The organism is Microcoleus sp. ARI1-B5 (assembly GCF_036705795.1).
Classification (GTDB): Bacteria; Cyanobacteriota; Cyanobacteriia; order Cyanobacteriales; family Microcoleaceae; genus Microcoleus.
The window spans coordinates 76,134-101,118 of record NZ_JAUBVK010000024.1; the positions used below are offsets into that span (position 1 = coordinate 76,134).

The 24,985-nt window shown below is 47.0% G+C and carries 15 protein-coding genes; 10 read left to right on the top strand and 5 right to left on the bottom strand.

The features are described 5' to 3' along the window. The first annotated feature begins 25 nt into the window (after positions 1–25). Entirely contained in the window at positions 26–1,657 is a 1,632-nt protein-coding gene (locus QUB63_RS26415; protein WP_332948329.1) for a polysaccharide biosynthesis protein, read from the top strand. A gap of 478 nt (positions 1,658–2,135) precedes the next feature. Continuing rightward, the gene (locus tag QUB63_RS26420) at positions 2,136–3,341 is read left to right on the top strand and encodes a glycosyltransferase family 2 protein (RefSeq protein WP_332948330.1); all 1,206 of its coding nucleotides are present in this window, start codon (positions 2,136–2,138) and stop codon (positions 3,339–3,341) included. A gap of 127 nt (positions 3,342–3,468) precedes the next feature. Here the strand turns inward: QUB63_RS26420 and QUB63_RS26425 are convergent, their stop codons facing one another. Beyond that, a complete protein-coding gene (locus QUB63_RS26425) occupies positions 3,469–9,360 on the bottom strand; it encodes a trifunctional serine/threonine-protein kinase/ATP-binding protein/sensor histidine kinase (protein WP_332948331.1) in 5,892 nt (1,963 codons plus the stop codon). A 743-nt stretch (positions 9,361–10,103) separates the two neighbouring features. Between QUB63_RS26425 and QUB63_RS26430 the strand changes: the two genes are divergently transcribed. The 3 genes from QUB63_RS26430 (at position 10,104) to QUB63_RS26440 (ending at position 13,161) form a co-directional block, all read left to right on the top strand. Beyond that, on the top strand, positions 10,104–10,847 hold the full coding sequence (locus QUB63_RS26430; RefSeq protein ID WP_332948332.1) for a hypothetical protein: 744 nt from the start codon (positions 10,104–10,106) through the stop codon (positions 10,845–10,847). A gap of 84 nt (positions 10,848–10,931) precedes the next feature. Beyond that, on the top strand, positions 10,932–11,186 hold the full coding sequence (locus tag QUB63_RS26435; RefSeq protein ID WP_332948333.1) for a hypothetical protein: 255 nt from the start codon (positions 10,932–10,934) through the stop codon (positions 11,184–11,186). A 268-nt stretch (positions 11,187–11,454) separates the two neighbouring features. Further along, the gene (locus QUB63_RS26440) at positions 11,455–13,161 is read left to right on the top strand and encodes an NAD(P)/FAD-dependent oxidoreductase (RefSeq protein WP_332948334.1); all 1,707 of its coding nucleotides are present in this window, start codon (positions 11,455–11,457) and stop codon (positions 13,159–13,161) included. Between the two features lie 578 nt (positions 13,162–13,739). Here the strand turns inward: QUB63_RS26440 and QUB63_RS26445 are convergent. The 4 genes from QUB63_RS26445 to QUB63_RS26460 all read right to left on the bottom strand — a co-directional run bounded on the left by QUB63_RS26445 (position 13,740) and on the right by QUB63_RS26460 (position 19,717). After that, positions 13,740–14,294 (bottom strand): NYN domain-containing protein, encoded by a 555-nt coding sequence (locus tag QUB63_RS26445; RefSeq protein ID WP_332948335.1) that lies wholly within the window; start codon positions 14,292–14,294, stop codon positions 13,740–13,742. Positions 14,295–14,602: 308 nt separating this feature from the next. Further along, complete coding sequence (gene murI, locus QUB63_RS26450; protein WP_332948336.1) at positions 14,603–15,526, bottom strand: glutamate racemase; 924 nt, start codon at positions 15,524–15,526, stop codon at positions 14,603–14,605. A 73-nt stretch (positions 15,527–15,599) separates the two neighbouring features. Then, positions 15,600–17,390, bottom strand: a complete 1,791-nt coding sequence (locus tag QUB63_RS26455) for an N-acetylmuramoyl-L-alanine amidase (protein ID WP_332948337.1) — start codon at positions 17,388–17,390, stop codon at positions 15,600–15,602. A 1,301-nt stretch (positions 17,391–18,691) separates the two neighbouring features. After that, positions 18,692–19,717, bottom strand: coding sequence for an alpha/beta fold hydrolase (locus QUB63_RS26460; RefSeq protein WP_332948338.1), 1,026 nt, complete (start codon positions 19,715–19,717; stop codon positions 18,692–18,694). Positions 19,718–20,136: 419 nt separating this feature from the next. Between QUB63_RS26460 and infC the strand changes: the two genes are divergently transcribed. The 5 genes from infC (at position 20,137) to QUB63_RS26485 (ending at position 24,892) form a co-directional block, all read left to right on the top strand. Beyond that, a complete protein-coding gene (gene infC / locus QUB63_RS26465) occupies positions 20,137–20,670 on the top strand; it encodes a translation initiation factor IF-3 (protein WP_332948339.1) in 534 nt (177 codons plus the stop codon). Between the two features lie 225 nt (positions 20,671–20,895). Continuing rightward, on the top strand, positions 20,896–23,949 hold the full coding sequence (locus QUB63_RS26470) for a HEAT repeat domain-containing protein (protein ID WP_332948340.1): 3,054 nt from the start codon (positions 20,896–20,898) through the stop codon (positions 23,947–23,949). Then, a complete protein-coding gene (locus tag QUB63_RS26475) occupies positions 23,930–24,262 on the top strand; it encodes a hypothetical protein (RefSeq protein ID WP_332948341.1) in 333 nt (110 codons plus the stop codon). Before QUB63_RS26470 ends, QUB63_RS26475 begins: the two co-directional genes overlap by 20 nt. A gap of 27 nt (positions 24,263–24,289) precedes the next feature. Then, positions 24,290–24,766: a Crp/Fnr family transcriptional regulator gene (locus QUB63_RS26480; RefSeq protein ID WP_332948342.1), complete on the top strand. Its 477-nt coding sequence runs from the start codon at positions 24,290–24,292 to the stop codon at positions 24,764–24,766. Next, positions 24,767–24,892 carry a hypothetical protein gene (locus QUB63_RS26485; RefSeq protein ID WP_332948343.1) on the top strand — a complete coding sequence of 42 codons (126 nt, stop codon included), beginning with the start codon at positions 24,767–24,769 and terminating at the stop codon, positions 24,890–24,892. It begins immediately after the preceding gene. Positions 24,893–24,985 lie beyond the last annotated feature (93 nt).

Below are 24,985 nucleotides of genomic sequence, written 5' to 3' on the forward strand. Positions count from 1 at the left end.
TCGAGAATTTAAAGGAGCAAAGAAAGTGAAGAGTGCATTTAACCCCTCAGAAGTGTTTGAAGGTGCCAGCAAAGCCGAAATAATCGATCGCATCCAGCAGCTAGTTCCCCCCGGTTCCCCCGAACCGCAAGATCCTCAAATCCTAGCAGCATTACAAAATCTCACCGCACAGCTAATCAGGGCCTATCAAGCCGACGGACAATTAGAAACCGAACCTTTTACCGACGTGCGCGATCGCACCATTCACCTGTACGCATCGGCCTGCAGCAGCAAAATCAAAGGAAAAACCATTCTCGTAACCGGCGGAGAAGGATGCGTCGGCGCTTTCTTAATCGAAAAACTCCTCGAATTAGGCGCAACTAAAATCATTTCCGCAGACAACGCCCGATGTCAAAACCCCGAAGAAACTCTCCCCCACTTTAACAAAGAAGGTGCAGTAACTTTCTATGCCGCCGACATTCGCAACTTCGAGGCGCTGAAACACATATTTGAGGTAGAAAAACCAGAGATCGTTTTTCACCTAGCAGCCCAACGCCAACCCGGACTAGCTGAAATCAAAATCAGAGAAACAGTTACAACCAGCCTGTTAGGATGCAAACACGTCATCCAACTGTGCGAAGAATACGGCGTAGCAGACTGCATCTTCTCTTCCACAGGCAAAACATCTCGATACTTTACAACCGAAGTTTACGCCGCCTCGAAGAAGTTTGCCGAATGGCAATTTGCCAAAGCAGCTCAAGAAGGAGAGGTCACTTACGGGATGGTTCGCTTTACTCATATGTTGGAAAATAGCTTGTTCTGCGAGCAAATGTCCAAAAAAGTAGAGCAAGGTAAAACTGTCAACGTTCACGCTCCCCACCGCTACGTAACCGCTCAAAATCTTGTCGAAGCCGTACATTTATTGCTGAACTCTCTGATTGTCTCCGTCCCCGGAAAACTGAAATTTGTCGCAGTGAGCAATCTCGGATGGCCGACAGAAACCTTGGAAGTAGCACTTTATAAAATTCTTGAATCAGGCAAAAATCTGCCGATTTATTTTCAAGGACTTTTGCCGGGATACGAAGAACCCTTTTTCCTCGGACAGTTTGACTGGAGCAAACCTACAGACATTCACCTCCTAATTAATGTTCTAGAAGATCCTTTTAGAATAGTTGACAATGCTGGCGACATGGTGACTGTAGAATTAGCTCCTTTTTCTTTGCGCGTGTTAGATCGACAAGTGTCGCACCTGGAAAGCTTAATCGGCGATCCAGATTTCCCGGAAGTGCAAATCAAGCACGCTCTTGTCGCAGCAGAAAAAGAAGTGATTGCTTCCTCTTTTGCGTGGAGTTCCGCCCAAGAGTTGTTGAAGATTTTGCAGTGGGGAGTCAATCCGAAGAAATTGCAAGGTTACGGAACCCAAATCGCTGACTACAGGGAAATTATCGAACTTCTCGTGCAAGGAATGTACGGGCGGCTCAATCAAGAAGTCTTGAACTGTGCGGGAGTTACTGCTGATGAATTTGATGACTTAGTTGAGAGTCTTTCTACGCTGGATTCTATTCACGCAGAAGTGGGATATTTGCGATCGGTGTCGAGATATCTCAGAGAAGTTGCACCCCCCGCACAGTACACTCAAAAAAAATCTGAACCTGTTCCTGTCCGCGATGCAGCGTAATTGAAAAATAGTTGAGAGATTGCTTCGTTGTTTTTAGTGGATTAAAAACAGAACACCCCGAAACCCGGTTTCTTTGAGATACCGGGTTTCTCAAGTCTGAGCGTATTTGAGGTTTAATTAAGTGATTTACTTAAGATTGTAAGAATCGACATGATATGATATCATGTTCGAGCGAACGACTGCAATCAAATAGGTTTGTAGTGAGGACTAAAGTCCTCATATCAGAGGACTTGCATTCCGATGCTGGGAACCTGATAACGGTTATTTGAACCGACACGATCGGATAGTTTAGATAGTGAGGACTAAAGTCCTCATATCAGAGGACTTGCATTCCGATGCTGCGAACCGGATAACGGTTATTTGAACAGACACGATCGGATAGCTTAGATAGCATTGCTCGCTGAGTTGACCAAGGTGCAATTGTATTGAATTAACTCAAGGGTCGCAGCAAATTAAATTAAATTAAGGTACTAGAATTGTGCAAATAAATCAGCTACCGTTCCTATTTGTTGATGTTGTAGTATTGGCGATCGCCCTGATCGTTCTAATTCCCGTTGCAGTTCTATTTCTAGAATGCAGTGCAGCTTTCCTGTCCAGCTTCGGCGACACAGCAAAAACTCAAGAACCCCGCCCCAAAGTAGCAGTCTTAATTCCCGCCTACAACGAAGCCGCAGGAATTGCCGCCACCATCTCCACCATATTGCCGCAGCTAACACCTCAAGACCGCCTGTTAGTGATTGCTGACAACTGCACCGACGCCACAGCAGAAATCGCCCGCAACTGCGGTGCAACGGCGATCGAGCGCCAAGACACAGAACGCAAAGGCAAAGGCTACGCGCTGGATTTCGGCTTGCAGTCGATCGCATCAGACCCCCCAGAAGTAATCATCATGGTTGACGCAGACTGCATCTGCGGGCCAGACTCCATAGAAAAATTAGCGCGCGTTGCAATGGCCGAACAAAGACCGGTGCAAGCAACTTATTTAATGGAACAGCCGCCCAATCCTACCCCCAAAGATTCCATTTCTGCCTTAGCATTTCTAGTTAAAAACTTAGTCCGGCCCAGCGGATTAAAACAGTTAGGATTCCCATCGTTGCTAACAGGTACGGGCATGGCTTTTCCCTGGTTAATCGTTCGAGATGTTCCCTTAGCCAGCAGCAATATCGTCGAAGATATGCAAATGAGTTTGGATTTGGCGATCGCCGGACATCCAACCGTATTCTGCCCCGAAGCCAGAGTCACCGGGTGTTTGCCGCAGCAGCAGCAAGCCGCAAAAAGTCAAAGAACCAGATGGGAACACGGACACTTGCAGACGTTGCTAACTCAAACTCCCAGGCTGGCTACAGCTTCTGTGGAGCAACAGCGTTTTGACTTAATGGCGATCGCCCTTGACTTATCCGTCCCTCCCCTATCGCTTTTAGTCGCTATTTGGCTAGCCGCTTTTGCCACCTCCATACTAGCAACAATTATCGGAGCATCCCCGATTCCTGCGATCTTGTTAGCTGTACAAGGACTGCTAATTTTAGTTTCAATTGTCAGCGCTTGGGCAAAATTCGGGCGTGCCGATATTTCCGGTTCAACCCTTTTATCCGTACCTTTTTACATCCTTTGGAAAATCCCTTTGTATCTGGGTTTTATACTGAAGCGGCAAACCAAATGGGTGCGCACAGAACGGGATGTTTAGAAGATTCCTAGACGCACAAAAACCCAAACAACCGGGTTTTTATGGGTAGCCAGAAACCGGGTTTTTTAGCCAAAATATTTGCTTAAAACCCTCAATCCCGGTTAAAAACCCGGTTTCTTTGTTCGGATCACCGCTGCACCGGAATTTCAATCACAAACTCCGCCCCTTGATTCGGTGCCGAAATGCACATGAGCTTCCCGCCGTGTTTCTCGACTACAATCTGATAACTGATACTCAACCCCAAACCCGTGCCTTTACCCACAGCTTTTGTAGTAAAGAAAGGGTCAAATACTCTCGATCGCACTTCCTCAGTCATACCGGCGCCGTTGTTAGCAATAGAAATTCTCACAAAATTGCGATCGCATACCTCAGTCCGAATTTTAATCTTTCGCTCAAATCTTTGAGATAAAGGATTTTCGAGTCTAGCAGTTGCCTCCTGCAGCCCAACCCCTAACTCCACTGCATCGATCGCATTGCTCAAAACATTCATAAACACCTGATTTAACCCAGAAGCATAACAACTTACCTTCGGCAGTTGACCGTACTCTTTAACCACCTCAATGCCATGTCCGAGTGCATCCTTTTTCAACCTGTGCTGCAAAATTAGCAGAGTCGAATCAATCCCGGAGTGAATATCCACTGGTTTCATCTCGGCTTCATCAAGCCTTGAGAAATTCCGCAGCGACAGCACAATATTGCGAACGCGATCGACCCCAACCTGCATAGATTGCAGGGTTTTCGGCAAATCTTCTTGAAGAAAACCGAGGTCAATATCTTCAGTTTCAGCCACAATCTCAGGAGTGGGATTCGGGTAAGACTGCTGGTAAAGCTCGATCAACCGCAGCAGAGCCGAGCTATATTCGCTAGCGTGGAGGACATTGCCGTAGATGAAATTAATCGGATTATTAATTTCGTGTGCAACCCCCGCCACCAACTGCCCCAAAGAAGACATTTTTTCTGTTTGAATCAGTTGAGTCTGCGTAGAACGCAGCTCGCCCAAAGTAACCTCCAACTGCGCCGCTTTCTCTCTCAATTGCCCCTCCGACTGTCGCAAAGCATCCTCCGCTAACTTGCGCTCCGTAATCTCCTGGAAAGTCCCAAATAACTTAATAACAGTACCAGCATTATAAATAGCTTGCGCCTTAACAAAAATATATCTTATCGCTCCATCAGAACGCAAAATTCTCAATTCAAACTCACAAGGTTTTCCGAACTGAATAATTTCTTCTACTTGCTCTAACCACAACTCTAGGTCATCTGGATGAATTTGGTTCCGGTGTTCTAAAATAGTCGGTTCTGGTAGTTCAGGGTCAAGACCAAAAATTCGGAATACTTCCTCAGACCAAGTGAGTCGATCCGTCTTCAAATCAAATTCCCAGTTGCCGAGGTGCGCCAGTTTTTGAGCTTCTTGCAGCTTAGCTTCTTTAGTCTTTAATTCCTGCGTCCGCTCTTCAACTCTCACCTCCAGCGTCCGCGAATAATCCTCCAACTGTTCCTTAGCCGCCGACAAATTAGCAACAAGTACCGCATTTTCTAGAGAGATAGCCGCTTGGGAAGAAAGGATTTTCAAAACCTCCAATCTAGTAGGAGAAAACGCTTCAGCAGTTAAATTATTTTCCAGATAAAGGATGCCTACGAGTTTGCTTTGATTCAGAATAGGAGTACAAAGCGCCGATTTCACTTGATGCTTTTTAATATAATAGTCAAGTGTAAATAGACCTTCCTTAGCGGCATCGCTTAAAACCACATCAGAGCGCGTCCTTTCAACATAATTAATCACCGTTATTGGCAAAACCTCTGCCGGATCTACTCTTGGGCATTGCTCAACTGCAACGTCCGAAGACTCCACCGATGCCGCTGCTTGAATCAGCAATTTTCCTGCCTCGGGCATCAGGAGAAAACCTTTTTGCGCCCCAGCATTCTCAATCACCATTTTCATTAACTTTTCTAACAACTTGTCCAGCACAATTTCGCTAGCTAGCGTTTGAGACGCTTTCACAACAGTTGTCAAGTCTAATAAACTGCTGTGACTGCTGCTTGTCGTGCTAGAATGAGTGCTAACAATTATCTCATCCCCTCTCGATTTCGCAGCCGATGCAGCCGGTAAAAACAGGGGATACTCTGACTCCAAATGTTTAACCTTGGCGGTTGCTCCCCAGTGAATATAGCCGTAGTAAGCATCTATCAGATAAGTCTGAGCCACTTTTTTTCTACCGTTAGCTAGATAAAATTCTGCCGCTAGTTCATTTGCTAGCGCTTCTTCGTGGATGTATTCATTCTTCGATGCTCCTTTCACCGCTCGGTCATAATACTGAGCTGCTTTTTCATATTCTCCCAATACTCGCGCTTTCTCGGCCTCTACTAAGTCATATTTGTGTTGATAATTTTCCGCACAGTGAAAAGCCCAATGCTTCATTTTTTTCTGAAGCGAAGCAACTTTTTTGAGATATTGTTTCTGTTCGCTTTTTGAAGCTGTGGGGTATAAAGCTAAGAGTGCTAGGGAATAGTAAAAATTGTGGATAGGAACATACATCGTGGACATCGCACCCTCAGAATAATTTGATGCTGTCACGGCATTTTCAGCAGAGTGAGCATAATCTTTAAATAGATAATTTAGCCATGATTTATACAAATATACTACAAATACTACCAGATTATTTTGACTCTCCCTTAAAGCTGGCAGCATAGTTTGTTCATTAAACTTTTCGCCAACTAACAGACGAGGATTGGTTGTTTTACCTTGCAAATTTAAGACAACTTGCGCCCCAACTCTGGCTTTATAAATCATAATTTCATTCTGATAATTCACCAACATTTGAATATATTGATTCTGCTTAGTCTCCACAGAATCCAGAGGTTCGCCACTCAAAAATATATAATTGCTGTAAAAACTAGCACAATAACAAGCATTGTTGACATCTCCCGTTTCTAGTCCACTCTGAATACCCTCAAGTAAGCCGATAAGACTTTCCCTGACCTGCTCAGACCAGTGACGGATAAAACCATTAAAACTTAGCGAGATTTGAGAGTTGTGCAAGTTGGTGTGGAATCGTTCTAAAAGTGCCTGAGCTAGTTGACCGTATCGGTATCCAGAATCCATATCACCTAATACTGCACAGTGAATCAGCCCGTAACTTCCATACCCGTGACTAGACAGCGGCGCATTCCCGTACTTAAGAGAAAGAATAACTATTTTAAAGGAGATGAGTGGGAAGATATCGGGTGCTGTTACAGAAGCAGCGGGACACATATTCGTTAAAATCCGTATAGCCGCAATTTTATTAGGGTCAGTCATTGGCGGCAGCTCCAATAAATCCTCAATTTGCTTGTTTTTTAAAGCTAGTTTGGTCTGAAATAGCTCCATGAGAATATTCAGTTTGTGTGGGGTTTTAGGGATGGAAATTCCCAGCATTTTCAAAGCTTCGAGAGCTATATCTATCGAAGCTTGAGCTTGATTTTGATTAAAATAAAAAACTATTTTTAGCTCATAAACCTTGATTTTTTCTAGCAAGTTTTGGGCGCGGAATATAATCAGCTCTGATAGCTGGAACGCTCGCTCAAAATCGGTATTTATGTAGGACAATTCCAGCGCTTCGATATGGAGTTCCATGATTAAATCGTAGTGACTCTGCCAAGCTTCTTCAGGTAAAAGTCCTAGACCTGCATTAAAATACTTGAGTGCCGCTTCATAGGCGGCAGAACTCTTAGCTTTCTTGCCAGCTATGAGATTAAAGTTAGCTAATTCATCTCGCTTTGACTGAGTGGTGATGAATTCCACCCCGATATTGAGTTGATTGACAATATCAAAGATGTTTTCTGTTATCTCCTTCTTCGGGGTTGAATTCAGCAGCAGGGAGCCGATTTTTAAGTGGGTTTGTTTTTTCTGGGACTCGGGGATGAGAGAGTAGGCCGCTTGCTGTACGCGATCGTGCAAAAACCTGTAAGATATTGAGGATTGAGCGCGACTGGCAACTCCACCCCCATCGGATTGCCGCCCGGAGTCGCTTTCCTCAACCAACGGGATTTTGTAAGCATCGCTCATTGGCAGAATTAAACCAGCTTGAAGCGCATCCCATAAATCAGCAGCCGTTTCTGATGCCGATTTTCCCCTGACAATTGCCAAATTTTCTAAGCGAAAACGGTTGCCCGTACAAGCAGCTAATTTTAATACTTGCTGCGTCTCCTCCGGCAGTTGTTGAAGATTCCGAGCAACTAATTCAACGACACTGTAATCTGCAATGCCAGCGGTTTCAATTTCCCTGATGTCCCACTGCCACGCACCAATATTGAAATCAAATGCTAGCAGCTTTTCAGAGTGCATGGTTGAGAGCAGTTGAGTTATAAAAAATGGATTTCCGCCCGTCTTACTAAAAATCAACTCTGCCAGAGACTTGAAATTTTCGGTTTCATTGCCCAAGGTATCGCGCACTAGCTGCATGACATTGGTAAACTCTAAACATGGGAGGATAATGTGATGCACCGCTGCACCCGTCTGTTGAATTTTTTCTACAGTTTGCACCAACGGATGAGTTGAATTGACTTCGTTATCTCGATAGGCTCCTATCAGTAACAAATATCGGCTATCCGGGTCAGTAACGAGTTCCTGAATCAATTTTAAGGAAGCTAAATCTGCCCACTGCAAATCATCCAGAAATAAAACTAAGGGGTGTTCGGCTTGGGCAAACACCTTCAGGAATTCTTTAAACACCCGAAAAAGTCGATTTTGAGATTCTGTCGGCCCCAATTGTGGAACAGCAGGCTGAGAACCAATTATTAGTTCGACAGAAGGAACGACATCAATAATAATTTCACCGTTTTGACCTAGCCGCGACAAGAGCTTTTCTTTCCAAATTGCCAACTCTTCTGAACTTTTTGTTAATAACTGCTGCATTAATGACTCAAACGCTTGAGTCATTGCAGCATAAGGAATATCTCGTTTAAATTGGTCAAACTTGCCAGCAATAAAATAACCCCGCTGCCTGACAATTGGTTTGTGAATTTCGCTGACAACTGATGTTTTACCGATGCCTGAGTAACCGCTTACCAACACCATCTCTGTTTTACCAAAGCTGACTCGCTCGAATGATGCCATCAAATCAGCGACTTCTTGTGTGCGGCCGTAGAGTTTTTGGGGAATCAAAAATTGACCTGATTTGTCAAGCGTCCCCGGAATAAATTTTTCTATTGTGCCCGTAGTTTGAAGCTGAGTCAGACAATTTTCTAGGTCGGCTTTTACTCCAAAGGCACTTTGATATCGGTCTTCTGCGTTTTTAGCTAGTAGTTTCATGACAATGGTTGAAACCATCTGCGGGACTTGATTGTTTAGCTGATGGGGAGAAACTGGTGTCACCGCAATGTGGCTGTGAATTAATTCTAGGGGATCGGTTGAATTGAAGGGCAACTCTCCTATTAGCATTTCATAAAACGTGATGCCGAGAGAGTACAAGTCTGTTCGGTAGTCAAGGTCGCGGTTCATCCGGCCAGTTTGCTCTGGGGATATGTAGGCTAGAGTGCCTTCTAGCACAGTAGTATTGCTATTTTGGTGAACCTCTCTGGATAGGCGCGTCGCCATGCTAAAGTCTGTGATTTTTACTTGTTTAAAATCCGGGGTTATGATAATATTTGAGGGTTTAATATCTTTGTGAATAATCAGGTTTTGATGCACTTCTCCGAGAGTTTGAACGATTTGAATGGCAAGGCTCAAAAACTCCGTAATTTTAATTGCTTTACCTGCGAGATGGTGTCTGAGAGATTGACCCCCGCAATCTTCTAATATGAGAGCGAAACTGTTTTTATATTTTTCTATACTAGAGGGTTTGACAATCCCTTCGAGTTTGAGATTAGAGCTAATTTTGTATTCATGTCTCAAGCGGGTAATTTCTTCTATTGTGGGATACTCGGTATGGAGTGTTTTAATGATGACGGAGGCTCGATCTGACTCTCTGACACCACGATAAATAATGGACTTCACACCAAGTTGAAGAACTTCTGTGATTTTGTAACCGGGAAGTACATTCATTGCTTTATTTTCTGACTAAGTGTTAGGTGGCTAAAATCGCGCTTGATGTTGACAAGGGCGCGATCGGGCTGTACGTAAGTACCTTTAGGTAATAATTATAATTTTTTTATACATATAGGTATAATTAATTACTCGGATATTTTTTAGATGCGGGATGCCTAAAGGTTTAGAGCCTCTGGAGGGGCGGACAACAGAACATCTGGTTTGAACTCCGGCTTAATCATGTACGGTCTGACACCTCACCGAGTAGATTGCCATATTGTAACAAACTCTGTGAGGTCGATCGCACAAATGACTGACGCATCCACATAACTTCAAGGTTTTGCTCTAGCTTTGAGTATTTTTACCTTCCCAGGCAATGAGGGGAAAGAAAGGGCAAACGTATGACTGTCCGAGCGAGAATATTTGGAATGACAGATTGCGGTTAAGAATGCGTTTTATCTCCCAGTAATTTCTCAATACGTAATATTTCTTGAGAATTATTCAGGCAGATGTTCTCCGATCTTATAACGACAAATCTAGGCTTCCAGCCCTGGAATATTCTCTCGTAGCTAAATGCGTTTGCCCTGGGGAGAAAAAAGCTGTCTATAATAATTCAGCTCCGCAAACCGCACGCTCTAAAGCACAGGCCTCCACGATCGAGACACAATTAAACGTGATCTAGAACACAAAACTTTGTGATTCGCAGCACACACGCAGGGTGATACAGTTACTAGCCTATTGACAGAATCAGGTGCATCACAATGGAAAAAGTCCTAGCATTGATTGAAAAGAAGAAGCAAGAATTTGCTAAATCTGGGCTATTCGAGTTTATGCGAGACAAAAGTATAGACCCAAGACAACGCCTAGCTTTCGCTCCCTGCATTGCTCCTTTCGCAATGAGTTTTGGTGAATTTAACAAGTATGTCTTCCGAGAAGAACCAACCAACGATCCTCTTCAGGTAATAGTTAACAATCATACTTATGAAGACGATCATCACTGGTTGTGGTTTCTGGAAGATTTGGAAACACTGGGTATTGATAGATTGCTCAAGTTCAGTGAGGCTTTGAATTTTCTCTGGAATGAAGACACAAAGGCATCGCGTTGGGTATCACATCAAATTTTTCGCTCCGCTTTTGGAGCTAGTCCGCTCGCTAAGTTGGTCATCCTGGAAGTGATAGAAGCAACGGGTAATGTGTTCTTCTCAACGGCGGCACCTATTGCTCAAGAGTTACGAACAATTACCCAAAAGGAGTTTCTTTATTTTGGCAGGTTTCATTGGGAAGTGGACATAGCTCATACTATATGGACGCCAGAAGTGCAGCAATTGATTCAAAACATACAACTGACAGAGGAGACTTATCAAGAGACTTGTGAGGTAGTTGAGAACTTGTTTGAAGTTTTCACGGAACTGACGGCTGAGCTTCTGGTTTATGCAAAAACCCATAGCTTTGAGCAACCTTTTGCCAAACCCTGCGAGATTTTGCAACCTGTAAAAGCTGCGTAGCTTACGAGATGTAAACTTTTCAACTTTTAGAACCCAATCAATCTTAGAATCAGACAAAATTTATTACTTAGAAGGAGAGGCATCATGTCAGCAGTTAACAGCAATTCTTCAACTGCAATCAATGAGCTAGAACCGACTCTTATTCACACTTGGACTGAGAATCTGGATATTGCTCATACTTGGACTGAGAATCTGGATATTGCTCATACTTGGACTGAGAATCTGGATATTGCTCATACTTGGACTGAGAATTTGGATATTGCTCATACTTGGACTGAGAATTTGGAGATTTCCCAAAGTTCTCACATACCGGAAGAGGATAAACTAACAGTCGGATAAAACGTTTGACAGTCGAAATTCAGCCTCGCTCATTACGAGGCTGAATAATTAGTCGATCGTGGGAGAGTTCCTTTCATCGGACCTCGCTTCATGTTGCGATCGGGCTTTCGGGATTAAGCTTTGACTGTGCATCTTTAATTTAGGTTAGGTACATTCCAAGTCTTTCTACGGTTCGAGTTGCGATCGCAACTTTCGGGAAATATGGTTTGCCGCGATCGCGCGATGTTTCGTCAGTGTCCAAATTCAGCATCTACTACCTTTATTTGATATGAGCCATTACGACGTTGTTATTGTCGGCGGCGGCCCCGCTGGGAGCACTGCTGGTACTCTGCTCAAGAAGTACAATCCCCATCTAAGCGTGCTAATTTTAGAGAAAGAAAAATTCCCTCGCGATCACGTTGGGGAAAGTCAATTGCCTCAAATTAGTGATGTGCTTCAGGAAATGGGATGTTGGGACAAAGTAGAAGCTGCCAACTTCCCGATTAAAATTGGTGGAATCTATCGCTGGGGAACCGATCCACAGCCTTGGGATTTTAATTTCATTAAGCCGGAATTGTTTAAAGATGAACAGCGGCCTGCTAAATTTGAGGGACAGAGACGGCAAACTGCTTTCCAAGTCGATCGCTCAAAATATGATGAAATTTTGCTGCGCCACGCGGAAGAGATGGGATGTTTAGTCAGAGAAGAAACGCCGGTTGTTAAGGTAGATGTAGCGGGCGATCGGATTACGGCTTTGCACGTGCGATCGCAAGAACAAATAACCGCCCGCTACTACATCGACGCCTCCGGCCACATTGGCGTGCTGCGGCGAGCTTTGGGCATCGAGACACACAGCCCGACGCGGCTGCAAAATATAGCTATCTGGGACTACTGGACAAACGCTGAATGGGGCGATAAAATTGGCGTTGGCGGCACCCGGATACAGGTAATGAGTTTGAGTCACGGGTGGCTTTGGTTCATTCCCTTGGGCCCAACTCGCACCAGTATCGGCTTCGTTTGCCCTGCGGAACATTATAAGTCACTGAAAAAGCGACCAGAGGATATCTATACCGAAGCCCTCAATAGCGAACCTCGCATCAACAAGTTAATCGCTAATGCTACCAGTACGGGAAAGATTGAAACTACAAAAGATTGGTCTTTTTTGGCTGATAAAACAGTAGGAGAAAATTGGTTTTTGGTAGGTGAAACTGCTGGTTTTGCTGACCCGATTTTATCGGCGGGCATGACTTTAGCTCATACCGGTGCCCGTGAATTGGCTTACACGATTTTGGCATTAGAGCAAGAGCAGCAGAAATACGACGGCAACTGGCTGAAATCTCAATACGACCACAATCAACGGAGCCGAGTTGAACAGCATATTCGCTTCGCTGATTATTGGTACGCTGCTAACGGTCAATTCACTGATTTACAAGAACATTCAAGGGAAATTGCGCGGGATGCTGGGTTGAATTTAAGCCCGGAACAAGCTTTCCGGTGGTTAGCTCAAGGTGGATTTACCAATGATATTTTGGGTCAAGCGGTGATTGCTGGATTTGATTTGGGTTGTATGAAACAGGTGATGCAGCGCTTTTCAAAGGAGGAGGTTCCTTGGCTACTTTCGGCGTACAATGTGTTTCAGTTAGACCTAGTGGAGGCTGATGTTGAGTTTGTAGCTGTTTATAATGCTGGTGAAATTAACAGGATCAAGTGTTATGTTAAGAACGGTCAGCGGTTGCCTGTTACAGGTTTCTATGGTTTGCTGATTGACATTTTGAGCCGCACTGATTACATTGAACAAATTTATCGGCAGTTGGTGCTGATGTTTAGGGAGCGTTTCTCTGTGCAACACGCTCAGGTAGCACTTCATCAAGCCCTTGGCTGTTTGGAGGTGATGGTGAGTTCTGGTATTGTCAAGGCGATGTTGAACCCGGAGTTGTCAAAGTTGAATATTTCCATACCTATTGAAGGTGAATTAATTCACACTCACAGGGATTAGAATTAAGGCGCTACAAGAAAGCTTGACCCCAAAGCATCTCAAATCTTAAAAACAAAAAGTCTGAAGCTGGAAAATTCCAACTTCAGACTTTTACTAACTCCCCGGGTAGGATTTGAACCTACGACCAATCGGTTACACTTATCCCAACGTTTCCGAAGGGCGCGGACTATTTCATCATCCCTAGAACGCAGACTTATCATCTGTCGCGGGATGTCGGGCGCTGTGAGATTTATCGGTTAGGCTCCTCATCTCTAGTCTCTGCACCTTTCCGGCTACTTGCGATCGCAACCGCTGCCTTTTGCCAGACTTGGCTCAAGATTGCCGCCACCCGAAGTGATGCGGTTTCCTTGAATTCACCCGATTTTTCAGTACCCGTTACCGGATAAAGCTGCTATGTCACTAGGGCTTTTGGTTGGTGCCAAAGGCTTGCATTCATTACAGCCGACCGCTCTGCCACTGAGCTACCGAGGATTGGGGGTTTTTGCAACCCACATTTACTAACAGTACCTGAACTTAGAGGATTTGGCAAGGCCTTTGACAAAGTTTTTTTTTGTCATACAGCAAGCGGGTTTGGGCCGCTAATGCAGCCCCATTCTCATTCTGGCGAGGCGCTGCTGCGATTCAGGATCGAGGGAACTGGCCAGAAAGCGACTGGAATTGTGTTTGCGGGATTTGTGCTGGCGCTCGCTGCGGCGGGCGGTGGATTCTACATCAGCGGCTAGTTGTTCGGCGGACATCCATTCGGCACCGTAGCCGACTACGGTCAATTGCTGCGCTCGGTCTGAGGTGGCGACAATCATGCGGCCTTTGCCTTTGACCGATCGCAACTCGTAGCGCAAACTAGCACAAGACTTTTCAATATAAGTATCTGCCGTCTGACCGAAGTCAGTGTAGTGCACTGATAAATTTTTAGTAATAATCTCTTTGACGCTGGGAGTATCTCGATAGTGAGCGTCAAATACCAGTCTGGCCTCAAAATCTTGAAGAGCGCTGTAGTTAACTAAAACCTCAATCAACTCGCGGCGAGCTGTTTCGAGTTCGTCGCGATCGCGCTTCTCTCGGAGTTGAGGCCAAAGTCCAATTATGTTATAGCCGTCTACAAGTAAAACTGCTTGCGATATATAGGTTGACATGGTTCAAGGCTGAATAGCTCCAGCACATATAGGACGTTATTTGCATTGTTCATCAAAGCTTTTGTTAAATCTTATTACAAAATGATGTCTCATTGCTACCTTCGATCGCAATAATTAAACCCCCCAAATCCCGCTCGCGTCTGGGATGTGGGGGGTGATACGATTTTCGATTGGGGATTTTCGATTGGGGATTAAAGAATGGGGAATGACTTGTCACATAAGGGTTTCGAGTGTGCCTACAGTTGCATTCCTTTGGGAAACTGGTGCAAGAAGATTTGTGCGATCGCGCGAGCGATAAATTTTCCGGCTTATTCGACAGATTCCACGGATACGGGCGATGGCTTACGCCCCGCTTCGCTACGTACAACAGTCGGCAGAGATATTTTCTCAACCGCAGGAGTACAGCCCAGCCACTGCACCGACAAGTCCGCAAACTGCTGCGGAAGCCCGCTCACGCAAAAACGAGTCGGCAGCGCTTCCGCAGCATTCCGCAGCCCCAAAACCTCCAATTCTCTCGCCGCAGCAGCCACCACCCGCACTGCCGGATCGATTAAATTCACCCCAGCAGGCAAAAGCGATCGCAGCACGGGAGCCAACAGCGGATAATGAGTGCAGCCGTAAATCAGGGTATCAATCCGCTGCTGAATCAAAGGAGCCAAATATTCTCGCGCCACCTCAGAAGTATAAGGATCGTGAATCCGGTTTTGCTCCACCAGCGGCACAAAAGCCGGACAGCTAACCTGCCATACCCGGCAAGAATCGTCCATTTCCAAAATCGCATTTCGATAAGCATTGCTAGCAGCCGTAGCAGGAGTTGCAATGACTCCGATCCGCTTGCCTTGCTGCACCGCAGCCTGCGCCCCCGGCAGAATTACTCCCAGCACTGGAATATCAAACTCAGCCTGCACCATCTCCATCGCCAAAGCAGAGCTGGTGTTGCAGGCCATAATCACCATTTTCACATCCTGTTCCACGAGCCAGGCCATAATTTCGCGGACAAAATGCACAATTTCCGACGCCGCCCGAGTGCCGTAAGGCAGTCTTGCCGTATCTCCAAAATAAAGTATGGATTCGTTGGGCAATTGTTTGTATAACTGTGTCAAAACAGTCAAACCGCCCACACCGCTGTCAAAAATACCGATTCTTTGTTGACTGTTGTCTGTTGTCTGTTGACTGTTGACTGTTGACTGTTGTCTGTTGTCTGTTCTCTGTTGTCTGTTGTCTGTTGTCATTAGTTACCAATTCCCAATTACCAATTACCAATGCCCTGTTTGGTCTGTTTGGCCTGTTTGGCCTGTTTGGCCATTATCTTTGTTGAAGATAAACTAAGATGCCGCGAGCGATCGAAGCGGCCATTTGACTGCGGTAAGCTGGGTCAGAAAGTTTAGCAGCATCCTCAGCACCCGTGACAAAACCCACCTCCACCAAAACAGAAGGCATAGAACTCTTCCTCAAAACATAAAATCTCGCCTGCCGCACCCGGCGGTCAGTCGCCCCCGTCCCGTCCAAAATACTGGCGTGAATCACCCGGGCCAAACCTTCCCCGTTATCGAAATAATAAGTCTCAATCCCGCTAATATCAGGCCGACTCATATTAATCGCATTAGCGTGAATGCTGACAAACAAAGTAGCATTCACCCGTTCCGCCAAAGAAACTCTCGGTTCCAGGTCAATTTCGCTGTCGTCAGTCCGAGTCATCACGGCCTGTACGCCTTGCTGTTCCAGCAGCCTCGCCACCTGATACGAGATATCTAAAACAATCTCCTTCTCCTGAATGCCCCCAATCCCGACTGCACCCGGATCGCGGCCGCCGTGGCCCGGATCGATCGCTATCACGACGCGGCGGTTAGAAGCTTGGGGCAAATCGCCCGAGCCGAGAGTCCTTGTCGGCAACGGCTGGGGATTGGCAGCACGGATCAAAGGAGCCTGCGCGCTAGCATTGGACGATCGCAACTGCAAAGACAGCAACTGCGGGTTCGGCCTCGTCACCCTGCCTACCTGTACCCCCGATCGCGGCTGCACCCAAATCACCACTGTCTCCGCGTCTTCCTGGCTAGCAGTAAACGATACAGGACTGTTGCCATCGAGCTGAGGAATTTGCCCCGCCAGGGAACTAGAAGCGATTCTGATCCAGTAAGCTCTCGACGCCTGGTCCCACCCGCTGGTATAGGAGACTTGGCGGTCAGTTCTCACCACCAGTTGCGTGCCGTTACTGGCTAAATCAATTGACTGAACTCTCGCTAAATTTCCCTGAGCTGGTCTCCCAACAGGTATAGGCCGCTCGCGCGTGAGAATTGGCGGACTCGCGCCTCCGGGCGATAGCACAACGGAGCCGGAATTGCTCACAGACGCGCGCCACTGAGTATTAGAACTCTTCATCCGCAAAGTCACGCGGGTAACGGGCGGTTCTGTTGGCAGTTGCCGGACTTCTATTTTCTCAACCCCGTGCTTGCCGTTGGTTTGAGGCTGTTGGCCGCCCGCACCGGGAGCTAAAGTAGCTCCTTCAATATCGAGGGTGGCGATGTCCCCGGCCCGACTTTGTTGAAAATTAATTTGGGGGCTGCCGCCCGCTGTGCGGACTAAAAAACCGTCCGCCGTCACCTCAACGTTCTGAACTACAGTCGCCTCGGCAGACTGGGCTTCCTGTGCTGAAGGTTCAACCGATAACCTTTCTCCCCCGGGTTCTGAAATCGGATTTTGAGTTGCGGCGCGCACCGGAGTTGGCAAATCTACTGTCCACTCGCTGGGAGAAATCCCCCGGAATTTTACTTGCTGGGGGTCTAGTGTAAACCCGTCTCTGAGCTCGACTACAATTCTGGTTGTATCGTCGTCAAACTGCCCTACTCGCACAGATTCGATCGCCCCTGAGAGCGGTTTGCTGACCGAGGGACGGCCCAGACTTGTCCCCGGTAAGTCGATTACCAACCGCGTCGGGTTAAAAATCAGTTGAGCCTTGGGTTGCACTCCCCCGTCTGTTGTAATGTAAAGCCGGTTCTCTGAAGCCTCAAACCGCCAAGATTGCAGTCGGGCGGCTTCGGCGGCTCCGGCGAGCAAAAATACACTTAAGAAACTCGGTAGTAGCCAGTGGAATTTCACGACAGTTTTTTCCTTGTTTGCGTTACTGCTCAAAGCTGGAAGGGTGCTGCTTGCCCGATCGGCTTTCAGCAGTTAGCCGCCAGCAGACCGGGGGCACGGGGGCCGTCAGTTGTTGGCTCAATTGACTTTTTTATGCGTTAAAATCATCCAAAATCCCAGATTATGGCATTTTTGAACTTTCCCGTATATTTGGGGGCGATCGGTTATAAGCTGACTGAAAGATTGCTGGTACAAGGGAAGGTATTTATTTTTACGAGCAAGAAACAAGGTGTTTCTTGAAGCTAGAAGGTAGAAGGTACAAATTAGAAGCTAGAATTTTACTGCTCTTCAAGGGAGGGGTTGCATAGCTCTTTAATATTGGCTAAGCTCGTTACTGCCCGGGTAATAATCGGCTTGACAGTTGCATTTTGTTCTCACTTTTCCTACACCACTTTGACAACTTAACAACCTACCTCGGTAACAATCCGGATTTCCTATATTGAGGTAACTTTTGAAGGCCACTAAATGTTAGTCCCCAACCAACTGGCATATCCTTTTGTCCAAGCCTTTTTGCTGACCGCTTGACAGCTAAATACAACTACTAGCGCCCCTTCTATCTTTTTTTCTTTAATTTTTATGATGAAGGGATTTTCGGTGCTGCTTGAAATTTAGTTGGGCTCCAGGCGAGCATGAGCGCGCCCGGTGACACTACGATCGCTAGTCCATGCTTTTTGCATTAACCCTCTTAGTGTTTTGTGTTTCCTTGGCCGGCAATGCTTTGTGATTAACACTCTGTCGATCGTGCACGATCGACAGCCAGAGCATGGATTGGTTGACGGAAAAAGTTTTGACGGTAGATATAGCTCTCGCAGTTGTCAAGATTTTTGCACAGCAAAAATAATCGATCGGCTTCTGGATAAAACCTGTGATTTGGTTTGATGACCTGCCTTTCGACTAACTCCATAACTTGTATATAATACTACCAGTTAGAGAAGATACACTATCTTGGCGATTGTGTCAATCTCTGAGTTTGTGAAAAAAGCGACGATAAATAAAAGTAGATAAATGGCCTGACAGAAAGACGGAGACTCGCTTTCTGTCCAGAGTCGCCGAGAGCAAAAAAGTTTAGAGATTAGTTCTGGCCCCCATGAGTGACCCTACAGTCAATCTCAAATCTTCAATCGGAAAATCGACTGACTCTCAAGTGAGGGAAACTTTGTAATACCATGCCACCGGGTGCGATCGACTTCTAACAACTTTATTTTTGAGCCGGAGCGATACCGGCAAGTTATTTTGGTCAATTAGCAACGCCACGTGTCTAATCAACAGCGCTGCAATTGGCGGCGATCGCCCGTAGCGGCAAAATTCCGGCTCATCCAGTTCAAAATTGCTTGATTTACTTGTTCCGGGCATTCATCCTGGGGACAGTGACCGGCATTGTCTAATTCAACTAGCTCTACATACTTGGGATTGCATTCGACAAATTGGTGGGGCCGGGCGAGGCGAGGGGGAATCATCCGGTCTTGTTTGCCCCAAATTAACAGCATCGGGATTGTTGAATTTCGCAGTACAGTCTTGACACCGGGGCCGAATTGTGAGCTGCCTACAGCTTTAAATAAAGCGCAGAAGGCGCGGGCGGCTCCCCGATCGCCCGCAGGCCCTGCTAGAATTTCCACTAATTCGTCGGTAACAGCTTCCGGGTTGGCGTAGGCAAAGCTGACCCAGCGGCGGACAAATGAAGGCTTGCGGGCTAAAGAAAACAGAGGCCTGAGTATGAGCGGGGAAACAAACAAACTTTCAACCGCTTCGATCGCAGGTAACAGCCATCCGGGCACCGCCTCGGCTCGCACAGAGGGGTCTGGGAGGCTAATCATCACCGTGCCGGCCACCATGTCCGGGTGAGCTGCCGCGGCGGCCAGACAAATCAACGAGCCGATCGAATTTCCTGCCAATACTACCGGCTCTCGGATAAAAGTCAGCCAAAAATCATAAACTTGAGCGACCCACACCGACACGCCGTAGTCGATCGGAGCTTTTTGGGAAGCGCCAAAACCCAACAAATCCAAGGCGTAAACCGTGTGATTTTCGGCGAGGGGGGCGAGATTTTGGCGCCAGTGACCGATCGAAGCTCCAAACCCGTGCAGTAAAATAATCGGTGTTCTCGATGTGGCGGAGGCGATTGGTTCGGCCTGGGAATCTGGAAATGCGATCGCGCCTCGATCTTGCCCCAAAGCTGGCCGCAAAAAACTGTACCGAGTTTGCCAGCCCCGCCACACCCAGTCTCGTTGAGTTCCCACCCGTTGGTGCCATTGCAGAGAATTTGTCAATTTTGCCTCAGCTCGCAACATAAATTTACACTTGGTTATACCTATTCTACAAGGCAACTCAGGCGACTTGGGGACTGGCTGCACTGGGTAGGGCGGGGTATGAAAAGCTGTTTTACCTCATTTTTAAGGCTTGACCCGGAAGTTCTGACGGTTTTGTCATCAATCAGGCTCTGTTTCGGGCGATCGTGTGTGAAGTTAAAATAAAACTACGCAGAAACTCAGCCAGACTGAGTAGAATAGCAAGTATTGTAAGAATTCATTTACGATCGTCCAAATATTCCCCAACGATGAAGCTGAGGGGAGACAGGGCGCGGTAGTACGTCCGGTAAGGGTAACACCTGACAAAACAGACAGTTCCATCGCCCAAGTGAAATATTGGCCGCGAGAACCTGTAACTATCAAGAAGCTTCAATATTAAACTACTGCTTGTAAAACCATTCATGCCTGTGATTGAAAGAAGACAAAATCGCAACCTACCCCAGATCAACGAAAACATTCGATACCCCAAAATCCGGGTGATCGATACCGACGGCGCGCAACTAGGGATATTGACGCCTAGTGAAGCGCTGCGTCTGGCAGAAGAAAAAGAACTCGACCTCGTACTTGTCAGCGACAAAGCTGACCCGCCCGTATGCCGGGTAATGGACTACGGGAAGTACAAATTCGAGCAGGAAAAGAAAGCGCGAGAAGCGAAGCGGAAGCAGCACACTGCTGACGTGAAGGAAGTGAAGATGCGCTACAAAATTGAAGAACACGACTACCAAGTGCGCCTGAAGCTAGCAGACCGCTTTATTAAATCTGGGGACAAAGTAAAAGCCACGATCATGTTCAGAGGTCGGGAAATCCAACACAGCAATCTAGCAGAGGACTTGCTCAAGCGCATGGCCACAGATTTGCAGGAAATCGCAGAAGTGCAGCAAGCCCCGAAAAAAGAAGGACGCAGTATGATGATGCTGCTGTCGCCGAAAAAATAGTTATGAGTGATTAGTCATCAGTCATCAGTCATCAGTCAATAGTAATAGACTGGTGACGGTAGACTAATTGCCACGCCCCAAAACGGATATAGGTTTCCGACTATAGTCGCGGAGGGTCAAAACAAAAACTTTAGACCCAAGTTCGGGCTCCTAGATTGCATCTGTGGAGCAAATCTAAAATCTAAAATCTAAAATCTAAAATCGGGATATCTACGCACCAGAAGCATGGAAAATTTTCAAATGGGCGCGATCGCGGGAGCAGGAAAAGGAGTGCTGCGATCGCTCAACCTGCGATCGGAAGAAGTAGAGCGAACCGTACTGATGTTCCTGGTCTACACTCTAACATCCGTCGGGCTGATCTGGCTGGAACTGAGCACGGTAGGTCTGTTCCTAGACGAATTCGGTGCCGACAAAATGCCCTTTATCTACATAGCCAGCGCCTTTATCGGTTCGGGTTTGGGATTTGTCTACTCGTGGCTGCAAAAAATCCTGCCGCTGAGGCGCACCGTCGTAGTTGTTCTGGCAATGATGTCGGTACCGCTATTTTTGTTTAGATTCGGCATCGGCTACGAAAATACTCAGATAGCTGGCATCAGCATCGCTTTTATTACTATTTTTTTGATGTGGCTGTGGGTGGAAGCTTGCTATGTCCTCAACGACCTGAATACTTCCATCACTTCCAACCAACTTTTTAACATTAGAGAAATCAAGCGCACCTATCCGCTAGTCAGCAGCGGCTATCTAGTGGCTGGAGTAGTCAGCGGGTTTTCTCTGCCGGTGTTGCTGTACGTAGTCGGACTCAAAAACGTTACCCTGATATCGGGGTTGATGGTGGCGACAGGCTCGGTGTTGCTGTACTACCTGACGGAAAAATACCGCCAAGCATTCCCGGAAACGGCTCACTGGACAGATGACGAGGAAGACGACGACCAACAAGAATTTACCGCCCGCAAAGTTACAGGCCCGCTGCAAAAATACGCCGTACCTCTAGTCAGTTTCTTCGTCCTCGCAGAAGTCCTCTACGTCCTGGTAGATTTCCAATTCTACAGCCAGCTAGAATACCAAAACCCAGCAGACGGTGCTAGCGGAGCTAGCTGGATCGCTAGCTTCCTGGGCATTTACGAAGGCATACAAGGCTTGTTTCAAGTGGCGACTCAGTGGTTCGCCTCCAGCCGCTTGGTAGAAAGAATCGGTGTATTCGTGACGGCGATGATTTTGCCGGCGGGTATCGCGATCCTCGGGGTGCTGACCGTAGGAGCATCGCTCGGCCAGCTAGTGTCTGTGTTCATCGGACTGATATTGCTGAGATTTTTAGACGAACTGCTGCACTACACGCTGTTGGAAACCGTTAGCCCGGTTTTATTCCAACCGATTCCCGACAATATTCGATCGGGAATTCAAACTCTGGTCAACGGTGTGGGCGAACCTTTGTCCTGCGGAGCTACAGGAGTCGGCATCCTGATTATGCTGTGGGTGACAGAGAAGATACTCCCCAACCAAGAGGAAAAGACATTTCACGACAACCAAAGCTTGATATTTATTGGCGCGATCGTACTTTTGGCTTTGCTGTGGCTGTTTGTAGTCTGGCTGATCCGCTCTCAATACGTGGGTTTGTTGGTCAAAAGTGCGGAACGGGGGCGCTTGGGCGTCACGGACGTTGACCTTAAAGCTCTCAAGCGCGCAGTGGTGGAAACTCTGGAAAAGCCGGGGGGCGAAGATGAAAAGCGCTCTTGCATAGAACTGCTGACGCAAATAGACCCCAAAAATGTTGGAGAAGTTCTCGCTCCCATCCTGGATTCGCTGTCTCCACCCCTGCAGCGCCAGAGCTTGGAAACTATGCTGCAACACCCGAACCCGGAATATTTAGAAGCTGTCCGCGCACTCTCGCAGCAATCCTTGCCGCCGGAGGTGCTGGCCTTGGCTTTGCGCTACATCTGGCTGACGGAGGCTGAACCGAATATTGACAGCTTGCGGCCTTACTTGCAGCCGAGCGTCGATCCGGTGGTGCGGGGTACGGCGGCTGCTTTAATTATGAGAAGGGGCGATCGCCAGCAAAAGGCAGAGGCTACTAACACGCTGCGCCAAATGCTGACCCACAAGCTGGAGCGGGAACGGGTGATGGGGACGCGGGCTCTGGGAGAGGCTGATTATTTGCAAGGACTGCGGCTGTACATCCCCAATCTGTTGCAAGATGAATCTCTGCGAGTGCGCTGCGCTCTGTTAGACGTGATTTCGTCTACTCATTCGGAAGAATATTATCCTTCGCTGCTGCGGGGACTCGGTTACAAATCCACTAGGGAAGCGGCTTTGCAGGCGATAGTCAAACTTCACAACGATGCCATTCCTTTGCTCGTCTATTTGGCTGAGGATATCCACAAGTCGGATTTGGTCAGGTTGCAAGCTTGGACGGCTCTGGGTCAAATTGGGACTGTGGAGGCGATCGACATTTTGGTCAGCAATTTGATGACGGCTTGGGGAACTACCAGGCGCAACATCCTCCGCATCCTGTTGAAAATGCCTTCGGAGGCGGGGATAGAAGGGGTTCTAGACCGCATCGGCCGCAGCGGCTTGGAAACTCTCATCGAACAGGAGTTGATGTTTATCGGTCAAATTTATGCAGCTCTGGTAGATTTGTCTGGGGTAACAACCTACGGCAATTTTTCCGATCGAGATGCCAACAGCGCCGGAGCACCTGGGAACGATACGGCTCAATTGTTGCAGCGGGCTCTGGCGGGGCTGGAAGCTGATGCTAAGGATCGGTGTTTTTTGCTGATGAAGTTTCTTTATCCGCTCGACACCGTACAAGCCGCTGCTTTCAACATTGCTTCCGGCCAACCTTCTTTGGTGGCTAGGGGATTGGAAATTCTCGACAATACTGTGGATATCGCTAAGAAGCGATCGCTCATCAATTTGTTGGATCAGCACTCGGAAAGAGAAAAATTGAGCAATCTCTCTGAATTGATGGTTTACAAACCTCTAGCTCCTAGCGATCGTTTGCGCCGCTTGCTAGAATTGCGCCACTTCCTTTCGGATTGGACTTTAGCTTGCTGTTTTCACTTGGCGAGGGAAGCGCGCTGGAGCCTTACCGCCCAACAAACTCTCGTTTGTCTGCAGCACCCGACGGGTTTTGTCCGCGAAGCAGTGTTAGCCTATTTGAAAATAGCTTCGCCGCGGGCTTTGCTCGAATTGTTGCCGAGGCTGCAAAATGACCCCGATAATTTGGTATCAGCTCAAGTTGAAGAGATGATGGCAGAGTTGGGTGCTGGGGGAAAAAGGTAAAGAAGGAAGAAGGAAGAAGCAAGAAGGAAGAAGCAAGAAGGAAGAAGCAAGAAGGAAGAAGCAAGAAGGAAGAAGCAAGAAGGAAAAAGGAAGAAGGAAGAAGCAAGAAGCAAGAAGGAAGAAGCAAGAAGGAACAAACAGAAACTATCTCCAATACCTAATGCCCAATTCCCAATACCTAATGCCCAATTCCCAATTCCCTGTTTGGCCAATACCTAATGCCCAATGCCCTGTTTGCCCAATGCCCAATGCCCTGTTTGCCCAATTCCCAATGCCCTGTTTGCCCAATTCCCAATTCCCAATTCCCTGTTAAAGTCTAAATTAATCACTGCATCGCATTATGTTAACCAGCGTCGAACGCCTATTGTTTGTCAGGGAAGTTCCGATTTTTAAGGAACTGCGGGATGATTTTCTTGTGCGTCTAGCATCGGTAATGGATGAACTTTCGTTTCCTTCCAAGCACAGGATTTTTACGGAAGGACAAGAAGGCCGATCGCTCTATATCTTGGTATCGGGTACGGTGCGGGTGCATATAGGCGATCGGGATTTGGCACAGTTGAAGGCGGGGGCTTGTTTCGGGGAAATGTCGCTGTTTGATGCGGAACCTCGATCGGCTTCTATTAGCACTCTGGAACAATCGGAGTGTTTGATGCTGACTCAAATGCAGCTCTATGATGCGATCGATGAAACGCCGGGAATTGCTGTGAATATTATTCGCTTGCTGTCGCGCCGGATTCGCGAGTTGAATCTAAAGTTGAATGCTAAAGAGGCGGTTATGCCGCCGACAGATCCTGTGAGAGTTGCTGAAATGCGATGAATGTTGGGAATTGGGAATTGGGAATTGGGAATTGGGAATTGGGAATTGGGCATTGGTAATTGGGAATTGGTAATTGGTAATTGTGTTTTATTCGATTGGCAATTAGGCACAATTTCTCTTCCGTAAAGTGCTTACTGCGCCTTACGAATTGCTAAAACCCTTTCTTTTCTTCCGACTTCCATCGGACTTCTTCCTTCTTCTGCTATCAAACAATTAAAA

Bases quoted from the DNA above. Each gene is read 5' to 3' on its own strand.
- QUB63_RS26470 (WP_332948340.1), top strand. From the start codon at position 20,896: ATGGAAAATTTTCAAATGGGCGCGATCGCGGGAGCAGGAAAAGGAGTG.
- QUB63_RS26430 (WP_332948332.1), top strand. From the start codon at position 10,104: ATGGAAAAAGTCCTAGCATTGATTGAAAAGAAGAAGCAAGAATTTGCT.
- QUB63_RS26440 (WP_332948334.1), top strand. From the start codon at position 11,455: ATGAGCCATTACGACGTTGTTATTGTCGGCGGCGGCCCCGCTGGGAGC.
- QUB63_RS26435 (WP_332948333.1), top strand. From the start codon at position 10,932: ATGTCAGCAGTTAACAGCAATTCTTCAACTGCAATCAATGAGCTAGAA.
- murI (WP_332948336.1), bottom strand. From the start codon at position 15,526: ATGACAACAGACAACAGACAACAGAGAACAGACAACAGACAACAGTCA.
- infC (WP_332948339.1), top strand. From the start codon at position 20,137: ATGCCTGTGATTGAAAGAAGACAAAATCGCAACCTACCCCAGATCAAC.
- QUB63_RS26480 (WP_332948342.1), top strand. From the start codon at position 24,290: ATGTTAACCAGCGTCGAACGCCTATTGTTTGTCAGGGAAGTTCCGATT.
- QUB63_RS26485 (WP_332948343.1), top strand. From the start codon at position 24,767: ATGTTGGGAATTGGGAATTGGGAATTGGGAATTGGGAATTGGGAATTG.
- QUB63_RS26460 (WP_332948338.1), bottom strand. From the start codon at position 19,717: ATGTTGCGAGCTGAGGCAAAATTGACAAATTCTCTGCAATGGCACCAA.
- QUB63_RS26425 (WP_332948331.1), bottom strand. From the start codon at position 9,360: ATGAATGTACTTCCCGGTTACAAAATCACAGAAGTTCTTCAACTTGGT.
- QUB63_RS26445 (WP_332948335.1), bottom strand. From the start codon at position 14,294: ATGTCAACCTATATATCGCAAGCAGTTTTACTTGTAGACGGCTATAAC.